Consider the following 24,441-nt stretch of genomic DNA (forward strand, 5'->3'; position numbering starts at 1 on the left):
AGTATGCCTATCGTGCTTAGGTGATCATTTGGAAGCCGAGTATCCCCAGGTGGAAGCAGCTCTACGAAATGTCCTCGCGGAGCGCATCAGGACGGGTGAGTACGCCCCAGGTGATCGCATGCCCTCAGTCATGGCTCTCATGGACGAGTTCGGCCTTGCAGTGGCCACGACACAGAAGGCCGTCGCCAAGCTGCGCGATGATGGCTTGATCTACACCGAACCGGGACTGGGCTCGTTCGTGGCCAAGCAAGACGGGGAAGCTCTCGACCAGCAGTAGCTGAAAGGGAGCTCCATGCTTCGCTAGGGCCTGTCCTTTGGATCTTGCCCAACAGGAAACCTGTCGATCTCGGCCCGCGACAGACCTACCCTGATCGCATGGCCCATGCAAAGACATCCTATGTCTGTCTGCCTTGCCGCGCTTCGTACAAGCAGCCTTACCCCGGCCCTGGCCACTACGACCGGTCCTGCCCGCGCTGCGCCGAGCCGCTGATCCACGTCGGTTCAGCCTTTGCGGCCCCGCGTCAGCGGGACAATGCGGCCTGGCGGGTGCTCTCGCTGTTGCTGCACTCGGGTGTCCGCTTCCACAAGAGTTGTTGCGGTGGCCCAGGCTACCGCCCGCGCACGCTCAGCGAAGCACGCGCGCGGATGGCATACGCCCGCACGAACGGGGAGCCGTTCGCTAAGGCTCTGGTGCGCTACGAACTCCCTTGATAGGGCGTTGGCAGCGCGACTGCCGGTCGGAAGGCGAAACGTGCGTCGAATGGAGTCCAGTCATTTCGTAGCGTTCGTCTTCGATTTGCTGCCAGGCGGGGGCAGTCAGAACGAAGCCCAGCCGTCTTCGTGACGTTCGATTTCGATCTGCTCCCAGGCGATGGCGGTCACGGGACGACCATAACGGTGGGAGTGATGTGGGCCTGCTTTCAGCGTGGGACCTGGGGTGGGGATGCCGTGGCGAGGTACTTACGCCTGATCATCGCGATCGGGTGGGATCTCGTGGTGGCTGCGATCTCTGAGCCGTTTCTGGCGGCGGGCTGACCCCGGGACGTGTCCACCTGACGAAAGTCGGGGTGAGCGCCAGACGATCGTGCACTGTGCCGTACCTGGACGAATTCCTACGTTGGTTCTCGGCAGACAGAACCTCGGAAGGAAGCCTCATGAAGATGCGCAAGGTCGCGGCGATGACCGGCCTGGCTGGCGTGCTGCTGGCGATGGGGATGACGGCGGCGCAGGCTTCTGCGGTGACGCCGTCGGCCGGGGACCTGAGCGCGAGCGTGATCGACGACTACATGCGCGACTATGTCGAACGGACCGGGTTGCCTGGTGCCACGGTCGCCGTCACAAAAGGTGACCAGGTCGTCCACGTCGCGGGCTATGGCCACACGGCCGGGGGTGAGGCGATCACGAAGGGCACCCCGATGCCGCTCGCCTCACTCTCCAAGTCGTTCACGGCCTTGGCGGTGCTGCGTCTCGCCGATGAGCGCAAGATCAGCTTGGATGCTGCCGTACAGACGTATCTCCCCGAATTCACCATGGCTGACCCTCGCGCCGCGAAGATCACTGTGCGCCAGTTGCTTCAGCAGACCTCGGGGATGAGTGACCAGAGCTTCCCGGAGCTGACGCTCGCCGCACCGGACACGCTCAAGGACGCCGTCGGGATGCTGCGAACCGCTCCGCTCGCCAGCGAGCCCGGCACCAAGATGGCCTATCACAACCCCAACTACGCCGTCGCGGCGCGGCTGGTCGAGGTGGTGGCCGGGGTGCCGTTCGCCGACCATATGGCCGCGAACGTGTTCGGCCCGCTCGGCATGACATCGACCGCGACCGTGAACACCACCAGCGACCTGCCCGGCCGGGGCGCGGGTTACATCCGAGCCTATGGCCAGGTCGTCGAGCGCTCGCAGCCGAAGTGGTTCATCAATGGCGGCGCCGGCGTCGTCAGCACCGCCGACGATCTGGCGAGATGGCTGATCGCGCAGAACGGCGCCGGCGGTGTCCTGCCCGAAAAGATCCTGAAGACCGCTCAGAGCGCGTCGGGCGTAGCCGGCAGTACCTACGGGATGGGCTGGTCGGAGGGGAAGACCGATGGCGGAGCGCCCCGGCTTCAGCACACCGGCTGGCTGCTCACCCACAACTCCGTCCAGACGCTCCTACCTGAGAGCACGTACGGCATCGCGGTCGTCACCAACACTGGGATGATCTCCGGCGACGACGCGCTTCTCATCACCAACGGCCTGATCGACGTCGTTGAGGGCCGCCCTGTCGCCGGAGCGGTGCCCTTCACCATGTCCGCGGACCTCTGGCTGGCCGGCCTGAGTGTGCTCAACCTCGGACTCGGCATCCTGGGGGTCTACCGTGCCGGCAGTTGGGCCCGCCGCCGCGAGGGCCGGGCCGCCTGGCGTGTGATCGTGAGACTGATTCCGTACGCGGCGCCGATCGTGTTCTTCTTCGGTCTCGCGGACCTGATCGGCTTCGTGATGAACAGGGCGGGCACGCTGGAGCAGATCACATATGTGTGGCTCGCGCTGTATGTCTGGGCTGCCACCGCCGCACTCGCCGCTGCCGCCGTCGTCGTCTCTCGTTTCGTCCACCTCGTTCGTGCCCGGGGCGCTCGTGGACGTGCCGGCGAGACGTCCGGACCGCGGGAAACGATCACATCTCGTGCGTGAAGCAATCAAGGAAGCGCTTTTCCACTGCAGACCACACCTACTCGTGAGCCGTTCTTGAGACGGCTGGACTGAAGTTGACGGGATCCCGTCCGATCGATTGATCGGACGGGATCTCGGTCGTGGTGGTGGGTGGAGCTCAGTACCCGCTGCGGCGAGGGGCGGCGGTCGGGCGGCGGGAGAGATTGGTCCTGCCCGTGGGCTTGAGGTCGCGCGCCGGCTGGTCGTGCCGGTGCGGCGATCGGGCCTGGTGCTCGGTCTTGGCCTGGGTGATGGTGGCGGGGAGTTTGATATGCATGCTTCCTCTTTGGGGTACTAAGCCCTGGTGAGCCAGGTGACCTGGGTGCCGTTGTCGAAGGACTCGCGCCGGGTGGGGGTGAACTGGGTGGGGTTGAACTGTCCGGAGAACATGGGGATGCCCGCGCCCGCCACCACGGGGTAGCTCTTGAGGATGATCTCGTCGATCTCCGGGAGCAGGGAGGCGGCGAGCCTGCCGCCACCGCAGAGGTAGATGTCCATGCCGGTGTCCTCGGCCTTCAGCCGCCGGACGAGCTCGATCGGGTCGCCGGCCTCCACCTGCACCGTGGGGTCGTCGATCGTCAGCGTGCTGGAGACGACGTACTGGCGCAGGTGGGAGTACGGGCTGGTGGTGGGGACGTCCAGGGCCGGCTCGTAGGTGCCGCGGCCCATCACCAGCGTGTCGAAGACCTTGTTGGGCACGCCCTCGAGGCCGACAAGCTTGCGCACGTGGGTGGGGAGCGTCTCGGGGTAACGGGCGTTGATCCAGGCGGCCATCTGGTCCGACACGGGGTAGAAGTCGAACTCGGCGTTGGGGCCCGCGATGTAGCCGTCGAGCGAGCCGGCGATGTAGTAGACAAGCTTTCGCATATCGATCAACTCCCGATGTAGTACTCTGTTTGGAGTGGTCAAAACGTAGTACTACAGACGGAGTGGTGTCAAGTGCGGAGAAATCCCGAACGACGGCAGGCACTGATCGACGCGGCCATCGAGGTGCTGGCCAGGGAAGGAGCGCGGGGGCTGACCTTCAGGGCCGTCGATACGGAGGCGGCTGTGCCCCCGGGCACGGCCTCCAACTACTTCGCCAACCGCGACGACCTGTTCACCCAGGTCGGCGGACGCATCTATGAGCGGTTGCTGCCCGACGAGGCCACGATCGCCCGCAGTCAGGAGGGCGTGCAGGACGAAACCCGCTATGCCGAGCTCATGCACGAACTGGTGGATCGGGTCTCGGCCTTCAACTCCGGATACCTGGCCCTGCTCGAGCTGCGGCTGGAGTCCACCCGGCGCCCTGAGCTGCGCGCCGTGCTGACCAAGCGCATCCGCGAGGACATCGACGCCAACATCGGCTACCACGCCACTTCGGGCCTGCCCGGCGACTCGACCTCGGTGGTGCTCCTTTATCTCACCCTGAACTGGCTGATCGTGGAGCGGCTGACACTGCCCGACATCTTCACCGAGCAGGAGATCCACGAGCTGGTCGACGCCGCCGTGCAAAGATCTCTGAATGCCTGACGTGTAGGGCCACCCGACGGTCCTGGGAAACGAACCGCCAGACGTCACGGGCCGCTTTCGAGAGATCGGGAGCGGCCAGCCGAGTGACTGCGCCCCCATGGCGTGGCTGCGGCTCCGCAGTCGTCGTATGCGGAGTTGTATCGAGCGCTATGCCCTTTCCTGCTTGTAATCATGCGATTGATTGATAATATGCGTCCATGCCCGAAGATCAGCTCCAGGCGACGAGCAAAGCGGCGCGTACCAGGGAGCGCATCCTTGATGCGGCCCTCGACGAGTTCTCCGCCAAGGGGTACAGCGGCGCGCGCACCGCGGCCATCGCCAAGCGCGCCGGCGTCAACGTGCAGCTGATCTCGTACTACTTCGGCGGCAAGGAAGGGCTGCTGGAGGAGCTGCTGTCGAGCTGGCAGGAGCGGCGCTCGAAGTTGGTACCGGCCAGCAAGGCCGAGCTGTTCCTGGAGAGCTTCCGCATGGTGTTGAACGCCACCTTGCGTGATCCCCGGCGAGCCCGTCTCGTGGTGTGGCAGGCGCTGGGTGACTATCCCGGCGACACCGAAGCGCTGGCGCGAGAGTGGCGCACGGTGGCCGCCGCCGCCGTCGAGCAGACGCGCGCCCGGCAGGCGGCGGGAGAGATCAGCGAGGATCACCCGCCCGAGTTCGTGACGCTGCTTTCGTTCCTGCTCGCCTTCGCTCCGGTCGCGCTTCCGCAGGTGATCGAGGAGATCTACGACGTGGATCCGCTGTCTGAGGAGTACCGGCAACGCGTGAGCGAGGCCCTTGCCGCCTTTCTTGATGTACGGCACGCATGAGGCTCGTCCTCATGCGTGAAATCATTCAATCGATTGATTAGGGAGTACCCATGATCCGCGTCCTCGTCACAGGAGCCACCGGCCGGCAGGGTGGAGCCGTGGTCGCACGCCTGCTCAAGCACGGCCATGAGCCAGTCGCCTACGTTCGCGACCCCACGACACCGGCGGCGGACGCGCTCGCCGCACAGGGCGTCCGCCTCGTGACCGGCGATCTCGCCGACCGCGAGGCCCTCACCAAGGCGGCGAAGGGCCTGGATGCGATCTTCGGGCTGACCATCCCCTTCGGCGAGAACGGCGCCGCCGAGGAGATCGCCCAGGGCCGCGCCCTCGCCGACGCGGCGAGCGCGGTGGACGCCCACCTCGTGTACTCCTCGGTCAAGGGGGCGGCGAGCGAGGCCGACTTCACGGTCGAGCACGCCTCCGCCAAGCAGGTCGTGCACCGCTACCTCCTCGAGCAGGGCACCACGTTCACCGCCGTTCAGCCGGTCTACTTCATGGAGAACGCCCTCAACGTGGGCATGACTCGGCTGAACCAGGGCGTCTATGCCTTCCCGCTCTCTCCGGAGCGCAAGCTCGACCAGGTCACTGTGCTCGACATCGCCGGCATGGCCGTCCACGCGATCGAGAACGCCGCCGAGCTGTCCGGTAGAGCGATCGACGTCGTCTCCGACAGCGTGACCACCCTGGAGGCGGCGCGGTTGCTGTCCGAAGCCATCGGCTCGGACCTGCCGTACGAGAACATTCCCCTCCCGATGATTCGCCATTGGGCTGGGGATGAGATCGCCGACATGTTCCAGAGTTTTGAGGACAACCGGGTGCACGCCGACATCGCCGCGCTGCACGCGGAGTTCCCGGAGGTGGGCTGGCACTCCTACCTGGGATGGGCGCGGACGGTCGACTGGGACCAGGTGCTCGCTCAGCAGTCTGGCCGGGGCTGAATCTCCTCGATGAGTCGGCCGCGTACGGCGTCGTCGTCGGCGAGCTCGACTCGGTCACGGTGACACGACGACGCCTTGCCGTCCCGGCTGAGGTCGCTGGCGAGGCGACGGCCGCGTTGCCTTGCGCGCCCTCACCTGGGAAAACACGATGGAGCCGGGCCTTCTCGTTGGTTCAGGACCCGTGGGGGCGGTTCGTCCTCGAGGGAGAGTCGTACCGCCTCCACATGTGGATATCGGTGCTTTTCAGACCAGGTGGTCGGGCAGCCTGAGCCACATGTCGGCCTGGTCAGCGATCGATCGGGTGCCGGTCGGCCGCAGGCCCGCTCCGGCGTAGCAGTAGGCCACGGCGTCACCGTGGTAGAGGTAGGTGGTGAGGATCTCCTCGGCGGGATCCCCGGCGGAGACACTGCCCCCGCCGGGGTGCGTGTCCCACTCTTCGATGACGCCGTGGCGGGCGACGGCTCCCTGGTTGCCGCTCTTGGGATTGGCGAACAGCGCATAGCAGACAGTGCCGGCCGACAAGCGCTCTATGACGCCGGGGTTGGACGCGACGTATCCCCACGGTTGGACGACGACGCATCCGCCGGGCACATCGGTGACACCGACGACGGACAGGCCGTTATCCTCATCTGACCAGGGGTCATCCATGAGTTCTTCGACCTCTACCTCATCGGCCGGTACGGCCTCCAGCCGCCGTGCCGCCTCGGCCGCGGTGATGTCGGCCACGCAGGCGAGGCTGAAGCCGTCGTCGTCGAAGCGCTCCAGCGTGGCGATCAGGCGTCCGGCCTCAGCCACGGCGGCGCTCTCGGCGGCGGACAGGCCGGGCTCGCCGTCGGGAAGAGCGAACAGATCTGGGGTGGGGGTGGCAAGGCTGAGCCGTCCGGGGGACCAGCCGTCCATCATCGGCCGCCACGGGTCCGCTCCGGCGGTGACCAGGGCGCGGGCGTTGTCCGGGCGGTTGTGGAAGACGGCCTCCCAGAGGGCGGTACGACCTTCGTGCTCCGCATCGACGTCATCGACGCGCCGGGCCAGTTCAGCGACCACCTCGGGCGAACCGTACCCGGCCGCCGCATGAAGCGGCCGTTCGTCGAAGAACGCTCCTGCATTCGGGTCGGCGCCCGCGTCGAGCCGGGCGCGGATCAGGCTGAGGTTCGACCAGTCGTCCCAGCCGATGCCGGACCATCCGGATCCGTCGTTGACGGCCATGGCACTCCTTGAGGGGATGTACGGAAGATGTCAATGCCGATCATGGCGGTCGAGGCCGACAGATTCGGGGCCGCGGCCCGTCAGCGAGAGGGTGGCGTCCCCCGCCGTGCGAGAGGCTGGGCGAGTCTTCGCACTGCGGCCCGCGTGATGGGGTCCTGGCCGGATGTGATCTCCGGGTGGGGCGATTCCGGGTACTCTGCCGGACGTGCGGCGATTGATCATGTCCCGCGGGTTATGGCTCGCGTTGTCGGCGGCCATGGTGACAGCGACGATCGTGGTGATCGCGCGTTCTCGCCGACGCCCGCCAGGACCGCGTCCGGTCCGGCAGGACGAGGCGGTTTCCGGCACCTCGCTCCCGGCCCGGACGCAGAGCGAACCCGCGTCGCCATGGCCTCCCGTCCCGGTTCTTGGGACCCCCACCGCGGACGATCTCCAGCGCTACACCGCCAGGCCGTCCGTCCTTGACGGTCCCGTGTTCGCGAGGATGTTCGAGGAAGGAGAGCCGAGGGAGCCGCTGGACGAAGCCGTCCGACGCCGCCTGACCCGGTGGGGCATAGCCGGACTGGCCCTTCTCCTGCTGGCTGGCGGCGCTCACGTCCTGGAGTCTGCGGTCTTCTCCAAGGAATCGGGCGGAGCGGCCAGCGTCGCGTCCCCATGCGCCGAGGTTCCCCCGGAAATCCGTGGCGCTTGCTCGTTCGCCGAGATCGAGACGCTGGAGGGTCCGGACAGCGACAGTGGAGAGGCGTACGGGCAGAGCGCTATCTATCAATCGGGTCCCGACGCGGACTGCCGGCCCAAGAGCGCCACCCCGCGTGTGAGGAAGCTCAACGCGAAGGTGGCCAGGGCGGTGGACCGGCAGTGGCGAAGGATCGAGGCCTGGCTGAAGACCAACGCTCCGAGGAGCCATCGCACGCTCGGCAAGCCGGGAGAGCCTGAGGTCATCGCGGCGGCGGAGGCGGAGATGGGCTCCCTGTTCCCCGATGACCTGCGGGCCTCGCTGCTGCGCCACGATGGGGTCGTCCATCTGGACGACGTCGGGGCTTTCGGCTTCCTGGGCAACTCGAACGCGAGTGTCCGGGAGATCCGGGACACCTGGCGACAGCTGTGCCTGATTGACGATGAGGACGACGGCACCCAGGGGTTCACCGATCCGCGAACGGAATGGTGGGACGGGCGCATGCTGCCCTTCGGCTCCGACGGGCTGGGTAACCACCTCGTGGTCGACTCGGTGAAGCGCGACGTCGGCGACACCGATCACGAGGGCGTCATGAGCTTCACGCCCGGAGGGGTTCGGATCCGCTCGTACTACGCCCTGCTGAAGGCCACCGCCGACGCCATGGAGGACGGCGGCACCATCGGCTACTGGAAGCCCGAGGCAGTCGCCGGCGTGCTCCGCTGGAAGGCCCTCTGAGCTCCTCGACGTCAGGAGCGCACCGAGACCGCTGCGACCCGGCCTCAGATCACAATCAGGGACACATGATCCGTGTCCACGCCTACACCCCATGATCACGGGTAGCGCTGAGCAACCATCCCACACCCCCGATGGAAAGGAAGCTCAGTGATCACCCTCATTCTGCTCATCTTCGCGCTGGTCTGCTTCGTCCTCGCCGCCCTCAACGTCGGCGGAGGCCGCGTCAACCTGATCGCACTGGGGCTGGCCCTATGGGTCCTCACCGAGATCATCCCGAAGATCGGGGAGCTGTAACCGGTAGGAGCACGCGTTGCGGTGTCGAGCTCGACGCCACTGCTGCGCGAGCGCGCGCGGCAGATCTACCACGCCCGCTCCGGCGCGGGAGGCGACCGGCAGGAGCCGCGGGTCGCCGACGACGGGGCGGGCGGTGGGGACGCGCTGCCGCTGCCGCCCGACCTCTCGTGCGGACGGTGGCCGAGCCGACGCCCGAGCCCCACCCGCTCCGGCGTCCCGGCGGCCCGCGGACGGCGCCCGCGCAGCGAGGGCCCGAGCGGAGCGGCCATCCGCCACGGTGTCCGACGCCGGTACCCCGGGTGGTCACGCGCTGGAATCACTGTGCGGGAGGACAGGCCGGGTGTGTGGTGACCCGGAAGAATTCCAGACGGATCGAGGGGTCGTCAGGGAGGGCTATCGCCCTGGCCTGCGGGGTCGTGGCCCAGCAGGCGGGCAGGAGGAAGTAGCGCTGGTTGGAACGGATCAGCAGGCGCAGCCCTGCGTAGCGATAGTGGAACTTCGCGGCCGTGTCGGGGAGTGGGCTCTCCGTGATGCCGAGTCCCTCCAAGTACAGGCGTTGTGGCGCGTAGATGACCACGCCCGGTAGACGTGTCGGATCGCTTCGCAGCTGCTCGGCCGCTGCCGCTCCGCGAAGCTGGGCGTACACGGCGACCGACCACAGCAGCAGGAGGGCGAGAAGAGCCACGAAGACGGCCCGCCGGACGGCTCGGACGGTGGCGGACTCAGCGGTGTGTCCCGCCGGCCGGGGATCGATCATCGCGTGGAGGGAGGCGCTGTAGCCGAGCGCCAGCACACCGAGCGCGACGCAGATCGGAGCGACGGGGGCTCTCACCCTCAGCTCCACCCAGCCCACCGTTCCGAGGACACCGACCAGGACGGCGGCGAACCCGAACAAGCCCAGTTCGATCACGAACCACCGCATGACGGCCTGGTGAGCGGCCATATGGCGAACCAGCAGCGCGTGCGCCGGGAGTGCGATCAAAAGTGCCAGCAGGACCATGGCCAGCGGCTCGATGGTCGATCCCACGCTGCGCAGCGCGTAGTCCTGGATGGACAGGCCGAGCAGGCTCTGATCCACGCCGAGGCTGCTGAAGGTGGTGTTGGTGCGCACCGATCCGAAATAGACCAGGAGCCCGGCGATGATCGTGGTCGGCGTGACGACATGGGCGAGGAGGCTCCACAGGCCGGCCACGTCCTGGCCGACGTCGCCACTGTTGTCGCGAGGGTCAGACTTCTTCATGATCGGCGGCTCCGGGCGAGCGGCGTCTACGATTCGTCCGGCGCGGGCTGGTCAGTATCGTTCTCCTCGGGCTCGGGCTCGGGCTCCGGCTCCGGCTCGGGGTCGCCCGTATCGCCGGGATCCGGCCCCGTCTCGTCGTCAGTGGATGGGGTGTCGCTCGGGGCGGGTTCGAGGTTGGTGCTCGGAGGAGTCGTCGGCGTCTCCTCGTCGGATGGGGACACGGTCGAGCCGGGCGTCGCGCCTACACACTCCGGGATGGATTCGGGCGCCGGTGCCGTCGCGCATACCTCCTTGAGATAGCGATCCGTGTTCTTCCCGAGCTTCGAGAGCAGGGCGAGGGTCTCTCGAGCCTTGTCGTGCTCCCCGGTCGCCGTATAGCTGATCAACTTGGCGTGGTACATGAGCTCGAGCAGCTGGGGGCGCGTCTCCGCGGGCAGGTCTTCGCGGATTCGGTCGGCCGCGGCGAGGCTTTTGAGCGCTTGCTTGTACTGTCCGAGGCTGGCTTTGGCCGCTCCTGCGCACACCAGTGCGACGGCCGTCGCGCTGGAGTCGCCTTCGCCGTCCCCAGGGGTCGGTTGCTGGTGTGCGAACTGGTCCATCCTTTCCGCCGCCACCTGGTACTGACCGCTCGCGAGCAGCTTCTGGCATTCCCTGCACACGGCGAGGGTCGCGTCGGGAACGTCTCCGCCTCCCGTCGGCGGCACGATCTCACCCTCCGGCTTGATGGCCGGCTTGGCCGACGGCCGCGACGCCGGCGACGGGTCCGGACGGCCTGCGCACCCACTCACCAGCGCCATGCCGGCGGTGAGCATCACGACGGCCGCTGACAAGGCCCTCCCCATGAACTCCCCCTGATCCCTGCCCGCATCGCCCGCGCTCCCGGCCGCGGACGGGCCAGTGGTCATCGCCCGCCGGCCTTCGCCGTCGCGCCCACCACGCGCCCACCACGACCCGCCTGGCCGAGGCGGTGTCGTGCCGCCGCCTCGCGGACACATGCCCAGGTCATACCGCGTCGAGACCTGAGCCACTCTCGTGAGGGCCCAAAATCCTCTTGCCCCGTCCGTCCCCTCCTGGAGCCCTCAGCGATCCTGGATGTGGACGGGGCGGCAAGCTCGCGGTCATCCTGTCCAAGTCGTTCCCGCCGGCCGCCGACACCGCCGTCACCGACCCCTCCATAACCCGCCGGCTCCACAACCAGCCGGCCCCGCCGGGGCGGGGGTTAGCCTGGCAGGAGCACCACCTCGGGAGGTGTCATGCGCATGGGCCTGACGCGTGGGGTGCTCGCACCCGTCCTCTTCCGCCTGGTGCAGGTGGTCCTGCTGCCGCCCGCGGTCCTCGGCTACCTGCTCTGGGTGGTCAGGTTGCTGCACCACACCCGCAGGACCGGCGTGTCGGCCACGGTGCTCGCCTCCGTCTACACCCGGTGGATGCAGCACAGGCTGGGCACCAGGCGCGACGAGCCGTGCGACAGGCTGATGGCCGTGCTGCCCAACGTCTCTCCGTGGGGGCTCAAACTGGCGACCAATCCCACGCTGGTCGCGCACCGGCTGACGGGGTACGTCCCGAGGATCTATCGCTATCCCTACCCCGGCGTGCCGCCGATCCATCACCAGCCCGCCGCCAGGACGACCTTCTTCGACCAGGCGCTCGAACCGCGCCTCGGCGATCAGGTGGTCGTTCTCGGTGCGGGGCTCGACACTCGCGGGTACCTGCGGCCGATGCGGTGCTTCGAGATCGACACGCCGAGGTCCCAGTCGTTCAAGCGGGAGGCGCTGAGGAGGGCGGGGGTCGACACCGCGGGCGTCGTGTTCGTGCCCGCGGACTTCGAGAAGGACGACTGGCTCGAGCGGCTGGTCGAGGCGGGCTTCGATCCGGGCAGGCCGAGCTTCTTCCTGTGGGAGTCGGTGACGATGTACCTGGACGGGCAGGCGGTCGAGAAGACGTTGCGGGGGATCGCGGGGCTCGGCGGCACCGTCGCCTTCGACTACTTCTCCTCGGCGGCGCTGGAGGACGGCGCGCTCATCATGCGCTACGCCAGGACCGCGGTCAGGATCGTCGGCGAGCCGTTCACCTTCGGGATCGACACCACTCCGCCGGCGCGGACCAGGGCCGCGGCCTTCCTCGAGTCGTGCGGCCTGACGCTGGTGGAGCACCGCACCTTCGGGCGCGAGTCGGCCCGCAGGGCCGTGGCGGCCGCCTTCGTCATCGCTCGTAGCTCTTCAGGGAGATCGCGGTAGCGGCTCGGTGGATCGGCTCGACGACCTTGGCGGCCAAGCGGTCCTTGCCGGGCAGGCGCGCCATGAGCGACAGCATCGTCATCGCGAACCAGACCTGCGCCCTGCTTCGCATCACCATCTGCCTGATGTTCTTGGGGCCGAGCTTCTGGTTCTCCTCGGCGAAGTGCCGCAGCTCGCTCTCGTATCGGTCGAAGCCCTTCGCGTGGTCGCCGTCCGCGGAGGCGAGCTCGCCCGCCAGGACGTACGCGCCGACCAGCGCCAGGCTGGTGCCCTGACCCGATGCCGGTGAGGCGCAGTAGGCGGCGTCGCCGACCAGGGTGACCCTGCCGGTGGACCAGCGGTCCATGCGCACCTGGCTGAGGGTGTCGAAGTAGAAGTCCTCGGCGTCGGCCATGCCGCGCAGCAGCTCGGGGACCTCCCACCCTTCGTCCTTGTAGGCCTCGGCCAGCCGCCGCTGCTGCTGGGCGCGGTCACGGCGGTCGAAGGCGTCGCCGTCCGCGGCGAACAGGAACATCGCCTTCGCCCCCGTGTCCTTGGCGGTGCTGTAGGTCAGGGCCGTACGGCCGGCGCCGACGTAGGTGAGCTCCCACCGGTCGAGGCCGAGGTGGTTGGGGACGCTGAAGATCGAGACGTGGTACCCCATGTCGTGGACGAACCGCTCCTCGGGCCCGAAGGCCAGCGCGCGGGTGTGGGAGTGCAGCCCGTCCGCGCCGACCACCACGTCGTAGCGGGCCTTCCTGCCGCTGTCGAAGACGACGTCGACCCCGTCGGGGCCGTCGGTGAGCGAGGCGATGGCGTCGTCGAAGAGGTAGTCGACCTCGTCCCTGGTGAGGTCGTAGATGAGGCGGTTGAGGTCGCCCCGCAGGATCTCCGCGTCCTCGCCCGTCCTGCCGCCGAAGGTGTCGCCGTCCATGCTGGCCACCCGCCTGCCCGCCGCGTTGACGATCGAGCCGCCCCGCACGTCGGTGCGCTCGCGGCGGACCGCCTCGAGGAGGCCCATGCGCGTGATCACCTCCAGCGCCGCTCCTCGAATGTCGATCTTGTAGCCGCCTTCGCGGATCGCGGGCGCCCGCTCGACGACGGTCGGGGTGCAGCCGTGACGGCGCAGCCAGTAGGCCAGGGCGGTGCCTGCGATGCCGGCGCCGGAGATCAGGACGTTCATGTGCACTCCTTGGTGAGGTTTCCATGACCATACACGCGTCTCACACAGTTGTGCAATACATTTGTCTGAGACGGTGGTGCGGTGTGTCGGTGCTGGACACTAAGGTGGGCGGCATGGAAACGAAGGCTCTGGCGGCAGCCGGAATCACGGTGGTGCTCTGGGCTTCGGCCTTCGTGGCGATCCGCAGCGCGGGGGCCGAATACAGCCCTGGCGCGCTAGCGCTCGGGCGGCTCCTGGCCGGGTCGGCCGTCCTCGTGGTCATCTGGCTGGCGCGAGGCGGAGGTTTCCCGCCGAGAGCGGCCTGGCCGGGCATCCTCGGCTCCGGCGTGCTGTGGTTCGGGCTCTACATGGTGGCCCTCAACTGGGGCGAGCAGCTCGTCGACGCGGGCACCGCGGCCATGGTGGTCAACATCGGCCCCATCGTCATCGCCCTCCTCGGCGGCTGGCTGCTCAAGGAGGGCTTCCCTCGGGCCCTGTTCGCCGGCCTCGCGGTGTCGTTCGCGGGCGCGGCGGTCGTGGGGCTGTCGATGTCCGAGGGCGGGGGCTCGTCGGTGGCGGGGGTGCTGCTGTGCCTGCTGGCGGCCGTCTCGTACGGCGTCGGCGTCGTCTTCCAGAAGCCCGCTCTGCGCCACGCCAGTGCCTTGCAGGTGACGACGTTCGGCTGCGTGGTCGGCACGGTGGCGTGCCTTCCGTTCGCCGGCCAGCTGGTCGCGGAGGCCTCCACGGCCTCGCTGGGAGCCACGCTGAACGTGGTCTATCTGGGCGTCTTCCCGACCGCCCTGGCCTTCACGACCTGGGCCTATGCCCTGGCCAGGACGACGTCGGGGAAGATGGGCGCCACCACGTACGTGACTCCCGCACTGGTGGTGCTGATGTCATGGGTGGCGCTGGGGGAGGTGCCTGGGTGGCTGACCCTGCTGGGCGGCCTGCTCTGCCTGGTCGGGGTGGGCGTCTCACGGATGAGGCCCAGGCGGCTAAGCGGCCAGAGCGTGGGCTGACCTGCGGCCGGCCTTGCGGGCCAGCGGGTAGAAGGAGATCAGCAGGCAGATGGCGCCGAGCGGGATGAAGTCACGCTCGATGGTCGGCAGGGCGAAGTCGAGCACGACGAGCACGGGAGTCCAGGCCCTGACCTTGCGCTGCGCGGCCAGCTGAACGATCAGGGAGACCTGGGCGAGGTAGAACAGGAACGGCAGGCCGGTGTAGATCGCGATCTCGATGCCAGGGATCGACTGGATCCTGTCGAAGTGCTCGCCCATCGCCGCGTGGTCGGCGGAGATGAAGCCGACGACGATGTCGATGACGAACTGGATGGCCACGGCCGTGACGCCGACGAAGCCGAGCACGACGCCGGTGGTGGCGAGCGCTCCCTTGCCCGCCATGCGGCGCAGCTCCAGGAAGATCGGGACGAACAGCGCAAGGGCGGCGAGGAAGGCCAGGTGACCGGCGGTCCAGGCGAATCCCGGGCCACGCTCGCCGTCCAGGCCATCGAGGAAGCGGAGGATGCCGTAGGCGAGAACGAACAGGGGGGCGGCGATGAACGCGAACTTCTTCATGCCGAGAATCCTCGCGAAACGGCGCCCCTGTGTGATCGCCGGAGCGGGCGATCCTCCGACTCACTCTTGAGAGGGATCCGCCTCCCTCGCGCGGCCCCGGGGCAAGCAAGCATGGGCGAACGTTGGCGCTGCGCTGAAAGATCGCGGGGAACGTACCGGGCGTAATTGATCAAGGAGGCGGAAAGACGTGCGTTCGGTACTCGCGACGGCCGTGTGCGCCGGTGCCCTGCTCCTGGCCGCGCCCGCGACGGCCACACCCATCCTGCCCTTCGGCGGCGACATCACCGTCACGCCGCAGTGGGTGGAGCCGGGCGGCGAGGTCAGCATCACCCTCGACTGCGACGACCACGAGCACGCCTTCGTCGAGTCGGAGGCGTTCGGCGAGGTGGAGCTGGACGGTGAGGAGGGCGTCGACCTGCTGGTCGACGAGGAGCCTGGGAGGTACGCCGTCCACGGGCAGTGCGGCCCCGACGGGCCCCCGCTCAACGACACCTGGCTGGTCGTCGAGGACGACTACCCCTACGGCGGGGTGGAGACGGGAGCGGGAGGCACCGCGATGCGCGTGGTGAGCCCCGCGGTGAGCGCGGGCGTGGGCGTGCTGGCCGCCGCCGCCATCGGCGGGGGCGCGCTGTTCCTTCGTCGCCGCCGTGCCGGCCACTAGCCCGGCGAGGCCGGTCGCCTACGTGTTCCTGGCGGTCGCCGTGGCGCTGGCCTTCGACTCCTGCGCCAACAGGCGCCACGCGCCTCCGCCCATGCCCGACGGGAGCGCGGCCGAAGGCGTGGGGTCGCGGTCGAGGCAGTCGAACGTCATCATGCGGCGCAGCGTCCCCGAGCGCATCCAGATCCCTGCCATCGGCGTCGACGCCGAACTCACCAGGCTCGACCTGCAGAGCGACGGCAAGGTCGAGGTCCCGCCACTCGACCGCCCCGAGCTGGCCGGTTGGTACGCCGGCGGCGTCACCCCCGGCGAGCGCGGCCCTGCGACGATCTACGGCCACGTCGACACGAAGGAGGGCACCGCCGTCTTCTACCGTCTCGGTGAGCTGAAGCCCGGCGACGAGATCCGGTTGCACCGCAGCGACGGCTCGGCTGCCGTCTTCGCCGTCGACAGCGTCGAGGTCTTCGCCAAACGCTCCTTCCCCACCAGAAGGGTGTACGGCCCGACGGAGGCGCCCGAGCTCCGCCTGATCACCTGCGGAGGGGAGTTCGACCCCGACGCGGACGGCTACCTCGCCAACGTGGTGGCCTTCGCCGGCTTCGTCAGGCCAGTTCCTGCCGGGGATGCACCACCTCGCGGATGATGATCAGCAGCGCCGCGGCGAGCGGGATGGCCAGCAGCGCCCCGATCACGCCCAGCAGGGCGCCGCCGATGAGCGCGCCGACGATGGTGACGACAGGCGGCACGTCCACCGACGACAGCATGATGCGCGGCGCGATCACGTAGTTCTCGATCTGCTGGTAGACGATGAAGAAGATCACACACCCGATGCCCACGGGGACGGAGACGAAGAAGCCGACCGCCGAGGCGACCACCGCGCCGATGAACGCCCCGACCAGCGGGATCAGGTCCGTCACCGCCACGATCATGGCCAGCGCGAGCGCGTAGGGAACGCGCAGCATCATCAGGAAGAAGAACGTGGTGAGCCCCGCGATCAGTGAGATGATCAGGTTGCCCGCGACGTAGCCGCCGATCTTCTCGATGATCGCGTCGCCCAGCAGCCTGGTGCGCTCCCTGCGTGACCTGGGGACCAGCCGGTAGCCGGACTCCTTCATCGTCGCCATCGACCCGAGGAAGTACAGGGTCAGGACCAGGACGGTCAGCGCGTTGAAGATCGCCCCGATGACGACCTGACCGAAGCCGAGCAGCCCGCCGAACAGCTGGGAGCCGAACGCGCCGCTGCTCACGTACTCCACCACCCGCTGGAGGAGCTGGAAGCGTTCGTCCAGGTCGCGAATGGTCGGGTTGGACTGTAACTGGCGGACGTAGCCGGGGATGCGCTGCGCGAACTCGCCGCTCTGCTCGGTCAGTGGAGGCACCAGCGCGACCCCCGAGCCGATGAAGACCAGGATCACGCCCAGGAACACGACGGTGATCGCCAGGGGCTTGGAGAAGCTGTGCGCCCTCAGGAACTCCACCGCAGGGTTGAGCCCGATCGCCAGGAACAGCGACACGACGATCAGCAGCAGCATGGAGCCGGCCGTCGCGATCGCCTGGACCAGCAGCCACGCGGTGAGCACGCCCAGGGCTCCGACGAACCCGAAGACGAACGGGTTGGGCCATGGGGTTCGGGGATCCCGTCGCGGAGCACCCGCCGAAGCGGGAAGACGGGGCGCGCCGTCCGCCGGGTGGGGGGCGGCGGTGGTGGGCGGGTCCGGCAGGGACGCGGCGCCAGCGCCTGGGGGAGTGGGATCCGACACGGGACCCCACTGCCCACAGAAAGGACAATTAGACGCTGACGTACTTGCGTGGGCGCAGCGCGTGCGCCCTCAGAGCGGCCAGCGCCGCCGACTGCCCGACCGGCGTCAGCCGGATGGTTCCTTCGAGGTCGACGCCCAGCCCCAACGCGGTGATCTGGCGCAGGAGCGTCGCCAGCGTGCCCGCGACGTCGTCGGGCCGCCATCCTTCGCCGCCGATCACCTCGGAGACCCGCGCGCAGAGCGTGGGCCACGGCATCGGGTCGCCGGAGGCCAGCAGCAGCAGCGCCGCCTCGCCCGCCGACACCGACAGCTCGTGATCTCCCGGCGCCAGCAGCAACCCTGTCGCCGTCTCCCACAGCAGATCGGGCGAGCCGAGCAGCTTCCTGCCCTCCGCGGTGATCACCAGGCGGGTGCCGAACCCGCGGATCGCCCCCAGCGAGTGCTCGGCCAGCTCCCGCAGCGCGACCGCCTCGGGCGAGGGGGGCAGGCGCAGCGGCACGCCCTCCTCGGAGGCCGCCAGCGCGAGCAGGCCCTGCAACGCGGGCAGCGGCTCGGCGGGCACGGGGGCGTGCAGCCGTACCTCGAAGGGCTGGGCCAGCTCGCGCCTGGCCGGCCCTCTGCCCAGCACCCAGCGGTTGAGCCGCTCGCCCTGCACCCTGTGCAGCCAGCTGTCGCCGCCCAGCTCCGGCCTGGCCTCTGTCAGCCAGCGCCTGGTCAGGCCGACCTGGCCGTCGAACTCGGCGCCCGTCAGCATGGCCAGCTCCAGCGCCGCGGAGCAGGCCACGTGCGCGCCCAGCTCCTCCGGGCCCATGATCGTGCTCCACTGCAGCTCGGGCACGTCAGGAGGGAGTACGCCCGTGGCCTCGAGCGCCCGCTGGTAGGCGGCGGTGCCCGCCTCCTCGCCCTCGCGCTCGTAGGTGCGCAGGATCTCGTGCGTCGTCGAGGAGACGCACAAAGCGGCATATCGGTCGAGGCCCCCAAGGCGAAGCAGCCGCCCGAGCGCGTCGGCGATCCGTTCCCACGAACCGTCGACCTTGATCGGCAGGGTGTACCAGAGGAATTCGCACACGTCGAGTTGAGTGACCGTCTCCAGCGGCTCGCCGCCGGTCAGCCACTCCACCGCGGTTCTGGCCTCGTCGGCCACCTCGGGCTCGGAGCGCTCCAATTCCAGGAGGAGTGCGGCCACGTCCGGTGCAGGCATGCCTCGAAGTTTGCCGTATGGACCCCAGCCCTGACGATGACCGAAACCGGTGCGTATTGGGTCTTGCACAGCGCCTACCCTACGAAACCGTGGCTAAGCGGCCGGTAACCCGGCTCATATCCACCGTGACTTGAACAGCATGCGGGCGTTCCAATCGACATAGGGGATCACCTCGCCCGCCAGGACGGGGTACAGCCAGCCGAAGTTGATCAGTGCGAGCAGTGCGAAGGCGCCGGTGATGGCCGCCCCGACCATCCGCCGGGACGGCGAGGCGGTCGAGGGGCCGATGATCAGCCCCGCCGCCAGCGTAAGGGCCAGCACCATGAACGGCACCATCGGGGCGGCGTAGAACAGGAACATCGTCCTGTTGTCGGCGATCGCCCAGTAGAACCAGGGGAGCCAGCCCATCAGGTAGGCCAGCAGGACGGCGCCCGCCCGCCAGTCGCGGGTCGAGACGTACCAGGCCACCATCGCGATCAGGGCGGCCAGCGCGCCGTACCAGATGACGGGGGTGCCGACCCCGAGCACCGCCTCCGAGCAGTCCTTCACGCCGCAGACGTTCTGCCTGCCCTCGTAGAAGAAGGCGACGGGCCGCAGCAGCAGCGGCCAGGACCAGGGCTCGGACAGGTAGGGGTGGGTGGAGTCGAGCTGGTTGTGGAAGCCCAGCACCTGGAGGTGGTAGTCGATCCACGAGCCGATCGACTTGACCACGAAGTAGGCGGGCCCCTGTGAGGTCGCCTCGCTCCAGTTGCGGCCGTAGCCGGTGGCGTTGGCGAACCAGCCCGCCCACGAGGCCACGTAGGTGATCGCGGGCACCAGCGCCATCGCCAGCAGCCCGGTGGGCACGTCCTTCTCGAAGGCCCCCGCGTACGGCTTGCGCAGCCCGACCGCCTTGCGCGCCCCCATGTCCCAGACCATCGACATGATCGCGAAGGCGACGAGGAAGAAGATGCCCGACCACTTGACCGCGCAGGCCGCGCCCAGGCACAGGCCCGCCGCCAGCCGCCACGGCCTGGCGCCGAGATAGGGCCCCCTGGCCGACAGCGTCGAGGTCTCGTACCAGTCGACCAGTCGCGACCTGGCTCTGTCCCTGTCGACGATCAGGCAGGCGAACCCGGCCAGCACCCAGAACATCAGGAAGATGTCGAGCAGCGCCGTACGGGAGAGCACGAACGCCAGCCCGTCGAGCGCGAGCATCAGCCCGGCGAAGCAGCCCAGGAGCGTGGAGCGGGTCATCCTGCGCGCGACCCTGGCGATGATCAGGATGGACAGCGCGCCGACGAAGGCGGCGGCCGCCCGCCAGCCGAACGGGTTGAGCCCGAACATCCACTCGCCCGCCGCGATCATCCACTTGCCCAGCGGCGGATGGACGACGTAGGAGGCGCACTCGCCGATCTTGTCGGCCGCGCACTGCTTCCAGATGGCGCCGCTGTCGCCGGCCAGGATGAGCTTGTCGGCGTCCTTGACCGTGACGCGCTCGACCCCCCAGGTGAGCAGGGAGTAGGCGTCCTTCATGTAGTAGGTCTCGTCGAAGACGACGGCCTTGGGCCTGCCGAGGTCGACGAAGCGCAGCACCGCCCCGAAAAGGGCCACGAGCAGCGGTCCGACCCATCCCCACAAAGCGCTGCCGGGCATGGCGGGGATCAGCCTGTCGCGTAGGGAACGCTCGGGCTCGCCCTCCGGCTCGGAGAAGGCCTTGTGCGAGAAGTCGGTCACGGCCATTCGGACATCGTAGGGGCCCCAACGCGGTAGTTACGTAAGAAACACCGCCCATTTAGGGCCGCCTGACACAATGGTCAGGTGAGAGAACAGGGCAGGCTGGTGCTGGCGGGCGCGCCGATCGGGCAGGTCGGCGACGTGTCACCGAGACTACGCGAGGCGCTCGAGAGCGCCGACGTGGTGGCGGCCGAGGACACCAGGCGGCTGCGGAGGCTGGCCAACGATCTCGGCGCCGAGATCGGCGGCCGCGTCGTTTCCTACTACGACCAGAACGAGGCCGCCCGCGCCGTCGAGCTGCTCGAGTCGCTCAAGGACGGCAGGACGGTCCTGGTGATCACCGACGCGGGCATGCCCGGCGTCTCCGACCCCGGCTACCGGCTGACCAGCCTGGCCGTCGAGGCGGGCATCACGGTCACCGCGCTGCCTGGCCCCTCGGCTGTCACCACCGCGCTGGCCGTCTCGGGCCTGGCCAGTGACCGCTTCTGCTTCGAGGGTTTCCCCCCGCGCAAGGCGGGTGAGCGCTCCCGCAGGCTCGGCGCTCTGGCCGCCGAGGAGCGCACGATGGTCTTCTTCGAGGCCCCGCACCGCCTGGAGGCGGCGCTGCGCGCGATGGCCGAGGCCTTCGGCCCGGACCGGCAGGCCGCCGTCTGCCGCGAGCTGACCAAGACCTACGAGGAGGTGCGGCGCGGCGGGCTCGCCGAGCTGGCCGACTGGGCGGCAGGCGGCGTCAAGGGCGAGATCACCGTGGTCGTCTCCGGTCACGTGCCCGACGAGGGGCCCCCTGACATCGACGAACTCGTCGCCGAGGTCGACAGGAGAGTGGCCGGCGGAGTGCAGCGCAAGCAGGCCGTCGTCGACGTCGCCAAGGAGTCGGGCATGGCCAAACGAGAACTGTATGACGCGGTTCACAGGAGATCGCCAACGCCATAAAGTGCCGAAGGTGCTCAATAGGCGACTAGTTCCCCCCATGCCGGTTGACACGTTATGGGGATGGGTGGGGCCCTTGCTGGTCACCGCTTTCGGGGCGTTCCTTCGTTTCTTCCGGCTGGGCGAACCGCACGCCGTCGTCTTCGACGAGACGTTCTACATCAAGGACGCCTACGCGCTGCTCACGTTCGGCGTGGAGCGGGTGGCGCTCGGCGACGAGAAGAATCCCGTCGCCGACAAGATGATCATCGCGGGCGATCTCGACTTCTGGAAGAAGTGCCCGGCGGTGGAGGACTGCGCGGAGTACGTCGCGCACCCGCCGCTGGGCAAGTGGATGATCGCGGCGGGCGAGTGGCTGTTCGGCATGAACCCCTTCGGCTGGCGCTTCGCCGGCGCGCTGGTGGGCGCCCTGTCGATCCTGATCCTCGCCAGGGTCGCGCGCAGGATGACCCGCTCCACGATGCTGGGTTGCCTGGCGGGCATGCTGCTCGCGATGGACGGGCTGCACTTCGTGCTCTCCCGCAACGTGCTGCTCGACATCTTCCTGATGTTCTGGGTGCTGGCCGCCTTCGCCTGCCTGGTGGTCGACAGGGATCAGGCCAGGCAGCGGCTGTCCGACTGGTACGAGCGCTCCCTGCCCACGCCGGCGGGTCCGGGACTGGGCCTCAGGCCGTGGCGGCTGGCGGCGGGGGCGTGCCTGGGGGCGGCGTGCGCGGTCAAGTGGTCGGGCGTCTTCTTCCTGATCGCCTTCGCCGTCATGTCGCTGCTGTGGGACGCGGGGGCGCGAAGGGCGCTCGGGCTGCGGGAGCCGTACAGGGGGGTGGTCCTGCGGGACCTGACCGGCGCGCTCGGCGCGCTGGCGCTGGCCCCCGCGGTGGTCCACATGGCCAGCTGGACCGGCTGGTTCGTGAAGGCGGAGGGCTGGGGGCGCAACTGGGAGCAGGCCACGAGCGCGGGGCCCGCCTTCTTCGTCTTCGACTCGCTGCGGTCGTGGCTGAGCTACCAGATCCAGGTACTGAGCTTCCACACCGGCATGGAGAAGACACATCCCTACCAGTCGGAGCCGTGGCAGTGGCCGCTCCTGCAGCGGCCCGTGTCCTTCTACTACCCCTCGAACCCGCCGCCGACGGGCTGCGGGGTGGACAAGTGCTCCTCGGCGGTGCTCGGGGTCGGCACGCCCGCCCTGTGGTACCTGGCGGTGCTCGCGCTGCTGGCGATCATCGCGTGGTACGTCGCCGGCCGCGACTGGCGCGCGGGGGCGGTGCTGCTGGCCTACGGCGCGGGCTGGCTGCCGTGGTTCTACTACGCGATCGCCGACAACAGGACGATGTACCTGTTCTACATGGCCCCCATCGTGCCGTTCATGGTGCTGGCGATCGTGCTCACGGCCGGGCTCATCCTCGGCCCCGCCGACGCCCCTCCGGTCAGGCGGGCCGCGGGCGCGGCCGTGGTCGGGGCGTCCGCGCTGGTCGTGCTGATCAACTTCGGCTGGCTCTACCCGGTGCTGAGCGCCGAGACGATCACGTACTCACAGTGGTGGGCTCGGATGCTGATGCGCTCGTGGGTGTGACCGCCGCGCGGCGACGCAGCCTGACGCCGTGCCTGAGCGTGATCGCCGCCGCCATGCACGCCAGAGGTACGGCGGGCAGCAGATAGCGGTAGTCGAACTCGGCCGTGGCGGCCGGCGCCAGTATCAGCCCGAACGCCCCCAGCCACGGCAGCAGCACGGGGCCGCCCAGCCTGCGCCACCTGACGACCACCCCGGCCAGGCCGACGAGCAGGATGCCGCCGAGCATGACGCCCTGGAGGTAGAACACCTTCTGGTAGGCGCTCATGATGTCGGCCCACGGGTGGACGATCCTGGTCTCGGCGGGGCCCTGCTCGTACATGAACGCGTCGGTGTCGGCCCTGCCGCCCACGGTCGCCCACTTCGGCAGCCGCTTGGGCTTCCCCTCGGCGTCGAGGTCGTAATAGGGCTTGAACTGGTACTGCTGGAAGGTGGCCTCGTCGGGGAAACGCGGCCTGCCCCAGGTGAAGGCGCGCATGAAGTCGCGCGCGACGACCTGGAGGTAGTCGCCAGGCTGGGCCAGGATCGCCCGCTTGGCGAACTGGCCGGCCACGTCGTTCTTGAAGTCGTCGAACTTCACCTTGCCGGGCAGGCGGTGCAGCACCTCGCCACCGGCGTTGCCGTTGCCGCTGCCGGTGCCCCACAGGTACCACTGGGCGTAGCTGACCCGCTTGTTGACGGGCTCCTCGATGCACATGAACGCCAGCGGCAGCTCGCGGGGCAGGTCGAGGTCCATCTTGGCGCAGTCGGCGAAGATCGACACGCGCATGTAGAGGATGAGCCCGTCGCTGTTGGTCATGGCGAATTTGCCAAAAGTTACGTAGAACCAGCTCATGTAGGCGACGACCGGGAGCGCGCAGGCGGTGACCATCGCGACGATCGGCTTCCAGCCGGTGCGCTTGATCAGCATGTAGACGACCACGAGCCCGAGGATCGGCAGGCCGATCGAGCGGGTCAGCGCGGTGAGCGCCAGCAGGAACCCGACGACCGCGCCGACCTTCCATGACATGCGCCGGTGCCAGAGCACGAGCGTGATGACGCCCACCACCAGCAGCGTGAACATCGTGTCGGACATCACCAGCTGCTCGAGCTGGATCTGGTAGGCGTCGAACAGCACGGGGACGGCCGCCAGCGTCGCGCCCCACTTGGGCAGCGCGAACTTCCTGCGCAGCAGCGCGTAGATCAGCACACCGGTGGCCAGGCCCATGAGGTGCTGGGTGAAGACGACCAGGGTGAAGCTGTGGAAGGGCTGCAGAAGCATCAGCCAGAAGCTGTAGCCGTCGGGTCTGACAGCGCTCGGCCTGGGATGCAGCGCCACCGAGACGTACTCGTAGGAGTCGTTGAACCACATGGCGGGGCTGTAGCCGAGCATGGCGATCAACCGCAGCAACGCGCCCAGCGCGAAGGCGGTGACGAAAACGCGGTGCCTGCTCACATAGGACAGCAAACGAGCCTTTCGCCCGGGGACGGAAGGCTCGACACGCGTTCTCTCTGCAACGCTCACCATGCTTTGACCTCCACCGATCGCGCTGCAGAGGACCGGATCTTCCTGTGCGCCCCAGGCGT

General features: G+C 68.7%; 24 protein-coding genes. 13 read left to right on the forward strand and 11 right to left on the reverse strand.

Features of this window, described 5'->3' with window-relative positions; translation table 11 throughout:
* The first annotated feature begins 49 nt into the window (after nucleotides 1–49).
* Nucleotides 50–277, forward strand: a complete 228-nt coding sequence (locus FHR33_RS51980; RefSeq protein WP_312896022.1) for a GntR family transcriptional regulator — start codon at nucleotides 50–52, stop codon at nucleotides 275–277.
* Between the two features lie 877 nt (nucleotides 278–1,154).
* The gene (locus FHR33_RS30545; protein ID WP_183654972.1) at nucleotides 1,155–2,666 is read left to right on the forward strand and encodes a serine hydrolase domain-containing protein; all 1,512 of its coding nucleotides are present in this window, start codon (nucleotides 1,155–1,157) and stop codon (nucleotides 2,664–2,666) included.
* A 136-nt stretch (nucleotides 2,667–2,802) separates the two neighbouring features.
* On the opposite strand, the gene FHR33_RS30550 is transcribed toward FHR33_RS30545, so the two are convergent.
* Together FHR33_RS30550 and FHR33_RS30555 are read right to left on the reverse strand one after the other, a co-directional pair.
* Entirely contained in the window at nucleotides 2,803–2,961 is a 159-nt protein-coding gene (locus tag FHR33_RS30550; protein WP_183654975.1) for a hypothetical protein, read from the reverse strand.
* A gap of 17 nt (nucleotides 2,962–2,978) precedes the next feature.
* Nucleotides 2,979–3,551 (reverse strand): dihydrofolate reductase family protein, encoded by a 573-nt coding sequence (locus tag FHR33_RS30555; RefSeq protein WP_183654977.1) that lies wholly within the window; start codon nucleotides 3,549–3,551, stop codon nucleotides 2,979–2,981.
* 72 nt (nucleotides 3,552–3,623) lie between these two features.
* Between FHR33_RS30555 and FHR33_RS30560 the strand changes: the two genes are divergently transcribed.
* From FHR33_RS30560 to FHR33_RS30570, 3 genes are all read left to right on the forward strand, one after another.
* Complete coding sequence (locus tag FHR33_RS30560; protein ID WP_183654980.1) at nucleotides 3,624–4,196, forward strand: TetR family transcriptional regulator; 573 nt, start codon at nucleotides 3,624–3,626, stop codon at nucleotides 4,194–4,196.
* Nucleotides 4,197–4,393: 197 nt separating this feature from the next.
* A complete protein-coding gene (locus FHR33_RS30565) occupies nucleotides 4,394–5,002 on the forward strand; it encodes a TetR/AcrR family transcriptional regulator (RefSeq protein ID WP_183654982.1) in 609 nt (202 codons plus the stop codon).
* 50 nt (nucleotides 5,003–5,052) lie between these two features.
* Entirely contained in the window at nucleotides 5,053–5,940 is an 888-nt protein-coding gene (locus FHR33_RS30570; RefSeq protein ID WP_183654984.1) for an NmrA family NAD(P)-binding protein, read from the forward strand.
* A 243-nt stretch (nucleotides 5,941–6,183) separates the two neighbouring features.
* Here FHR33_RS30570 and FHR33_RS30575 read toward each other — a convergent pair whose 3' ends face one another.
* Nucleotides 6,184–7,146: an ankyrin repeat domain-containing protein gene (locus tag FHR33_RS30575; protein ID WP_183654986.1), complete on the reverse strand. Its 963-nt coding sequence runs from the start codon at nucleotides 7,144–7,146 to the stop codon at nucleotides 6,184–6,186.
* Nucleotides 7,147–7,960: 814 nt separating this feature from the next.
* Here FHR33_RS30575 and FHR33_RS52845 point away from each other — a divergent pair.
* Complete coding sequence (locus FHR33_RS52845) at nucleotides 7,961–8,557, forward strand: SMI1/KNR4 family protein (RefSeq protein WP_183654988.1); 597 nt, start codon at nucleotides 7,961–7,963, stop codon at nucleotides 8,555–8,557.
* A 147-nt stretch (nucleotides 8,558–8,704) separates the two neighbouring features.
* Nucleotides 8,705–8,851 carry a hypothetical protein gene (locus FHR33_RS30585; RefSeq protein WP_183654990.1) on the forward strand — a complete coding sequence of 49 codons (147 nt, stop codon included), beginning with the start codon at nucleotides 8,705–8,707 and terminating at the stop codon, nucleotides 8,849–8,851.
* A gap of 316 nt (nucleotides 8,852–9,167) precedes the next feature.
* Here FHR33_RS30585 and FHR33_RS30590 read toward each other — a convergent pair whose 3' ends face one another.
* Both FHR33_RS30590 and FHR33_RS30595 read right to left on the reverse strand, forming a co-directional pair.
* The gene (locus tag FHR33_RS30590; protein ID WP_183654992.1) at nucleotides 9,168–10,091 is read right to left on the reverse strand and encodes a hypothetical protein; all 924 of its coding nucleotides are present in this window, start codon (nucleotides 10,089–10,091) and stop codon (nucleotides 9,168–9,170) included.
* A gap of 26 nt (nucleotides 10,092–10,117) precedes the next feature.
* Nucleotides 10,118–10,996, reverse strand: coding sequence for a tetratricopeptide repeat protein (locus FHR33_RS30595; protein ID WP_183654993.1), 879 nt, complete (start codon nucleotides 10,994–10,996; stop codon nucleotides 10,118–10,120).
* 354 nt (nucleotides 10,997–11,350) lie between these two features.
* Between FHR33_RS30595 and FHR33_RS30600 the strand changes: the two genes are divergently transcribed.
* Nucleotides 11,351–12,328 (forward strand): class I SAM-dependent methyltransferase, encoded by a 978-nt coding sequence (locus tag FHR33_RS30600; protein ID WP_183654996.1) that lies wholly within the window; start codon nucleotides 11,351–11,353, stop codon nucleotides 12,326–12,328.
* On the opposite strand, the gene FHR33_RS30605 is transcribed toward FHR33_RS30600, so the two are convergent.
* Nucleotides 12,294–13,490, reverse strand: coding sequence for an FAD-dependent monooxygenase (locus FHR33_RS30605; protein ID WP_183654999.1), 1,197 nt, complete (start codon nucleotides 13,488–13,490; stop codon nucleotides 12,294–12,296). The genes FHR33_RS30600 and FHR33_RS30605 overlap by 35 nt on opposite strands.
* A gap of 113 nt (nucleotides 13,491–13,603) precedes the next feature.
* Between FHR33_RS30605 and FHR33_RS30610 the strand changes: the two genes are divergently transcribed.
* Nucleotides 13,604–14,488, forward strand: a complete 885-nt coding sequence (locus FHR33_RS30610; protein ID WP_183655002.1) for a DMT family transporter — start codon at nucleotides 13,604–13,606, stop codon at nucleotides 14,486–14,488.
* Here FHR33_RS30610 and FHR33_RS30615 read toward each other — a convergent pair.
* The gene (locus FHR33_RS30615) at nucleotides 14,465–15,043 is read right to left on the reverse strand and encodes a hypothetical protein (protein ID WP_183655005.1); all 579 of its coding nucleotides are present in this window, start codon (nucleotides 15,041–15,043) and stop codon (nucleotides 14,465–14,467) included. The two genes, FHR33_RS30610 and FHR33_RS30615, sit on opposite strands and share 24 nt — an antisense overlap.
* Before the next feature lie 187 nt (nucleotides 15,044–15,230).
* Here FHR33_RS30615 and FHR33_RS30620 point away from each other — a divergent pair, with 187 nt between their 5' ends.
* Together FHR33_RS30620 and FHR33_RS30625 are read left to right on the forward strand one after the other, a co-directional pair.
* Nucleotides 15,231–15,704: a GVDTG sorting domain-containing protein gene (locus tag FHR33_RS30620; protein ID WP_183655008.1), complete on the forward strand. Its 474-nt coding sequence runs from the start codon at nucleotides 15,231–15,233 to the stop codon at nucleotides 15,702–15,704.
* Entirely contained in the window at nucleotides 15,691–16,344 is a 654-nt protein-coding gene (locus FHR33_RS30625; RefSeq protein ID WP_183655011.1) for a class F sortase, read from the forward strand. The genes FHR33_RS30620 and FHR33_RS30625 overlap by 14 nt, the downstream gene beginning before the upstream one ends.
* On the opposite strand, the gene FHR33_RS30630 is transcribed toward FHR33_RS30625, so the two are convergent.
* The 3 genes from FHR33_RS30630 to FHR33_RS30640 all read right to left on the reverse strand — a co-directional run bounded on the left by FHR33_RS30630 (nucleotide 16,304) and on the right by FHR33_RS30640 (nucleotide 20,384).
* Nucleotides 16,304–17,281, reverse strand: coding sequence for an AI-2E family transporter (locus tag FHR33_RS30630; RefSeq protein ID WP_312895787.1), 978 nt, complete (start codon nucleotides 17,279–17,281; stop codon nucleotides 16,304–16,306). The two genes, FHR33_RS30625 and FHR33_RS30630, sit on opposite strands and share 41 nt — an antisense overlap.
* Before the next feature lie 208 nt (nucleotides 17,282–17,489).
* The gene (locus FHR33_RS30635; protein WP_183655017.1) at nucleotides 17,490–18,662 is read right to left on the reverse strand and encodes a hypothetical protein; all 1,173 of its coding nucleotides are present in this window, start codon (nucleotides 18,660–18,662) and stop codon (nucleotides 17,490–17,492) included.
* A gap of 114 nt (nucleotides 18,663–18,776) precedes the next feature.
* Entirely contained in the window at nucleotides 18,777–20,384 is a 1,608-nt protein-coding gene (locus FHR33_RS30640) for a dolichyl-phosphate-mannose--protein mannosyltransferase (RefSeq protein WP_183655036.1), read from the reverse strand.
* Between the two features lie 78 nt (nucleotides 20,385–20,462).
* On the opposite strand from FHR33_RS30640, the gene rsmI reads away from it, so the two are divergent.
* Both rsmI and FHR33_RS30650 read left to right on the forward strand, forming a co-directional pair.
* Complete coding sequence (rsmI, locus tag FHR33_RS30645; protein ID WP_183655039.1) at nucleotides 20,463–21,311, forward strand: 16S rRNA (cytidine(1402)-2'-O)-methyltransferase; 849 nt, start codon at nucleotides 20,463–20,465, stop codon at nucleotides 21,309–21,311.
* Nucleotides 21,312–21,375: 64 nt separating this feature from the next.
* Nucleotides 21,376–22,878: a dolichyl-phosphate-mannose--protein mannosyltransferase gene (locus FHR33_RS30650; RefSeq protein WP_312895788.1), complete on the forward strand. Its 1,503-nt coding sequence runs from the start codon at nucleotides 21,376–21,378 to the stop codon at nucleotides 22,876–22,878.
* On the opposite strand, the gene FHR33_RS30655 is transcribed toward FHR33_RS30650, so the two are convergent.
* The gene (locus FHR33_RS30655) at nucleotides 22,829–24,310 is read right to left on the reverse strand and encodes a hypothetical protein (protein ID WP_312895789.1); all 1,482 of its coding nucleotides are present in this window, start codon (nucleotides 24,308–24,310) and stop codon (nucleotides 22,829–22,831) included. The two genes, FHR33_RS30650 and FHR33_RS30655, sit on opposite strands and share 50 nt — an antisense overlap.
* Nucleotides 24,311–24,441: the final 131 nt, after the last annotated feature.

Source organism: Nonomuraea dietziae, assembly GCF_014195505.1.
GTDB classification, from domain to species: domain Bacteria; phylum Actinomycetota; class Actinomycetes; order Streptosporangiales; family Streptosporangiaceae; genus Nonomuraea; species Nonomuraea roseola.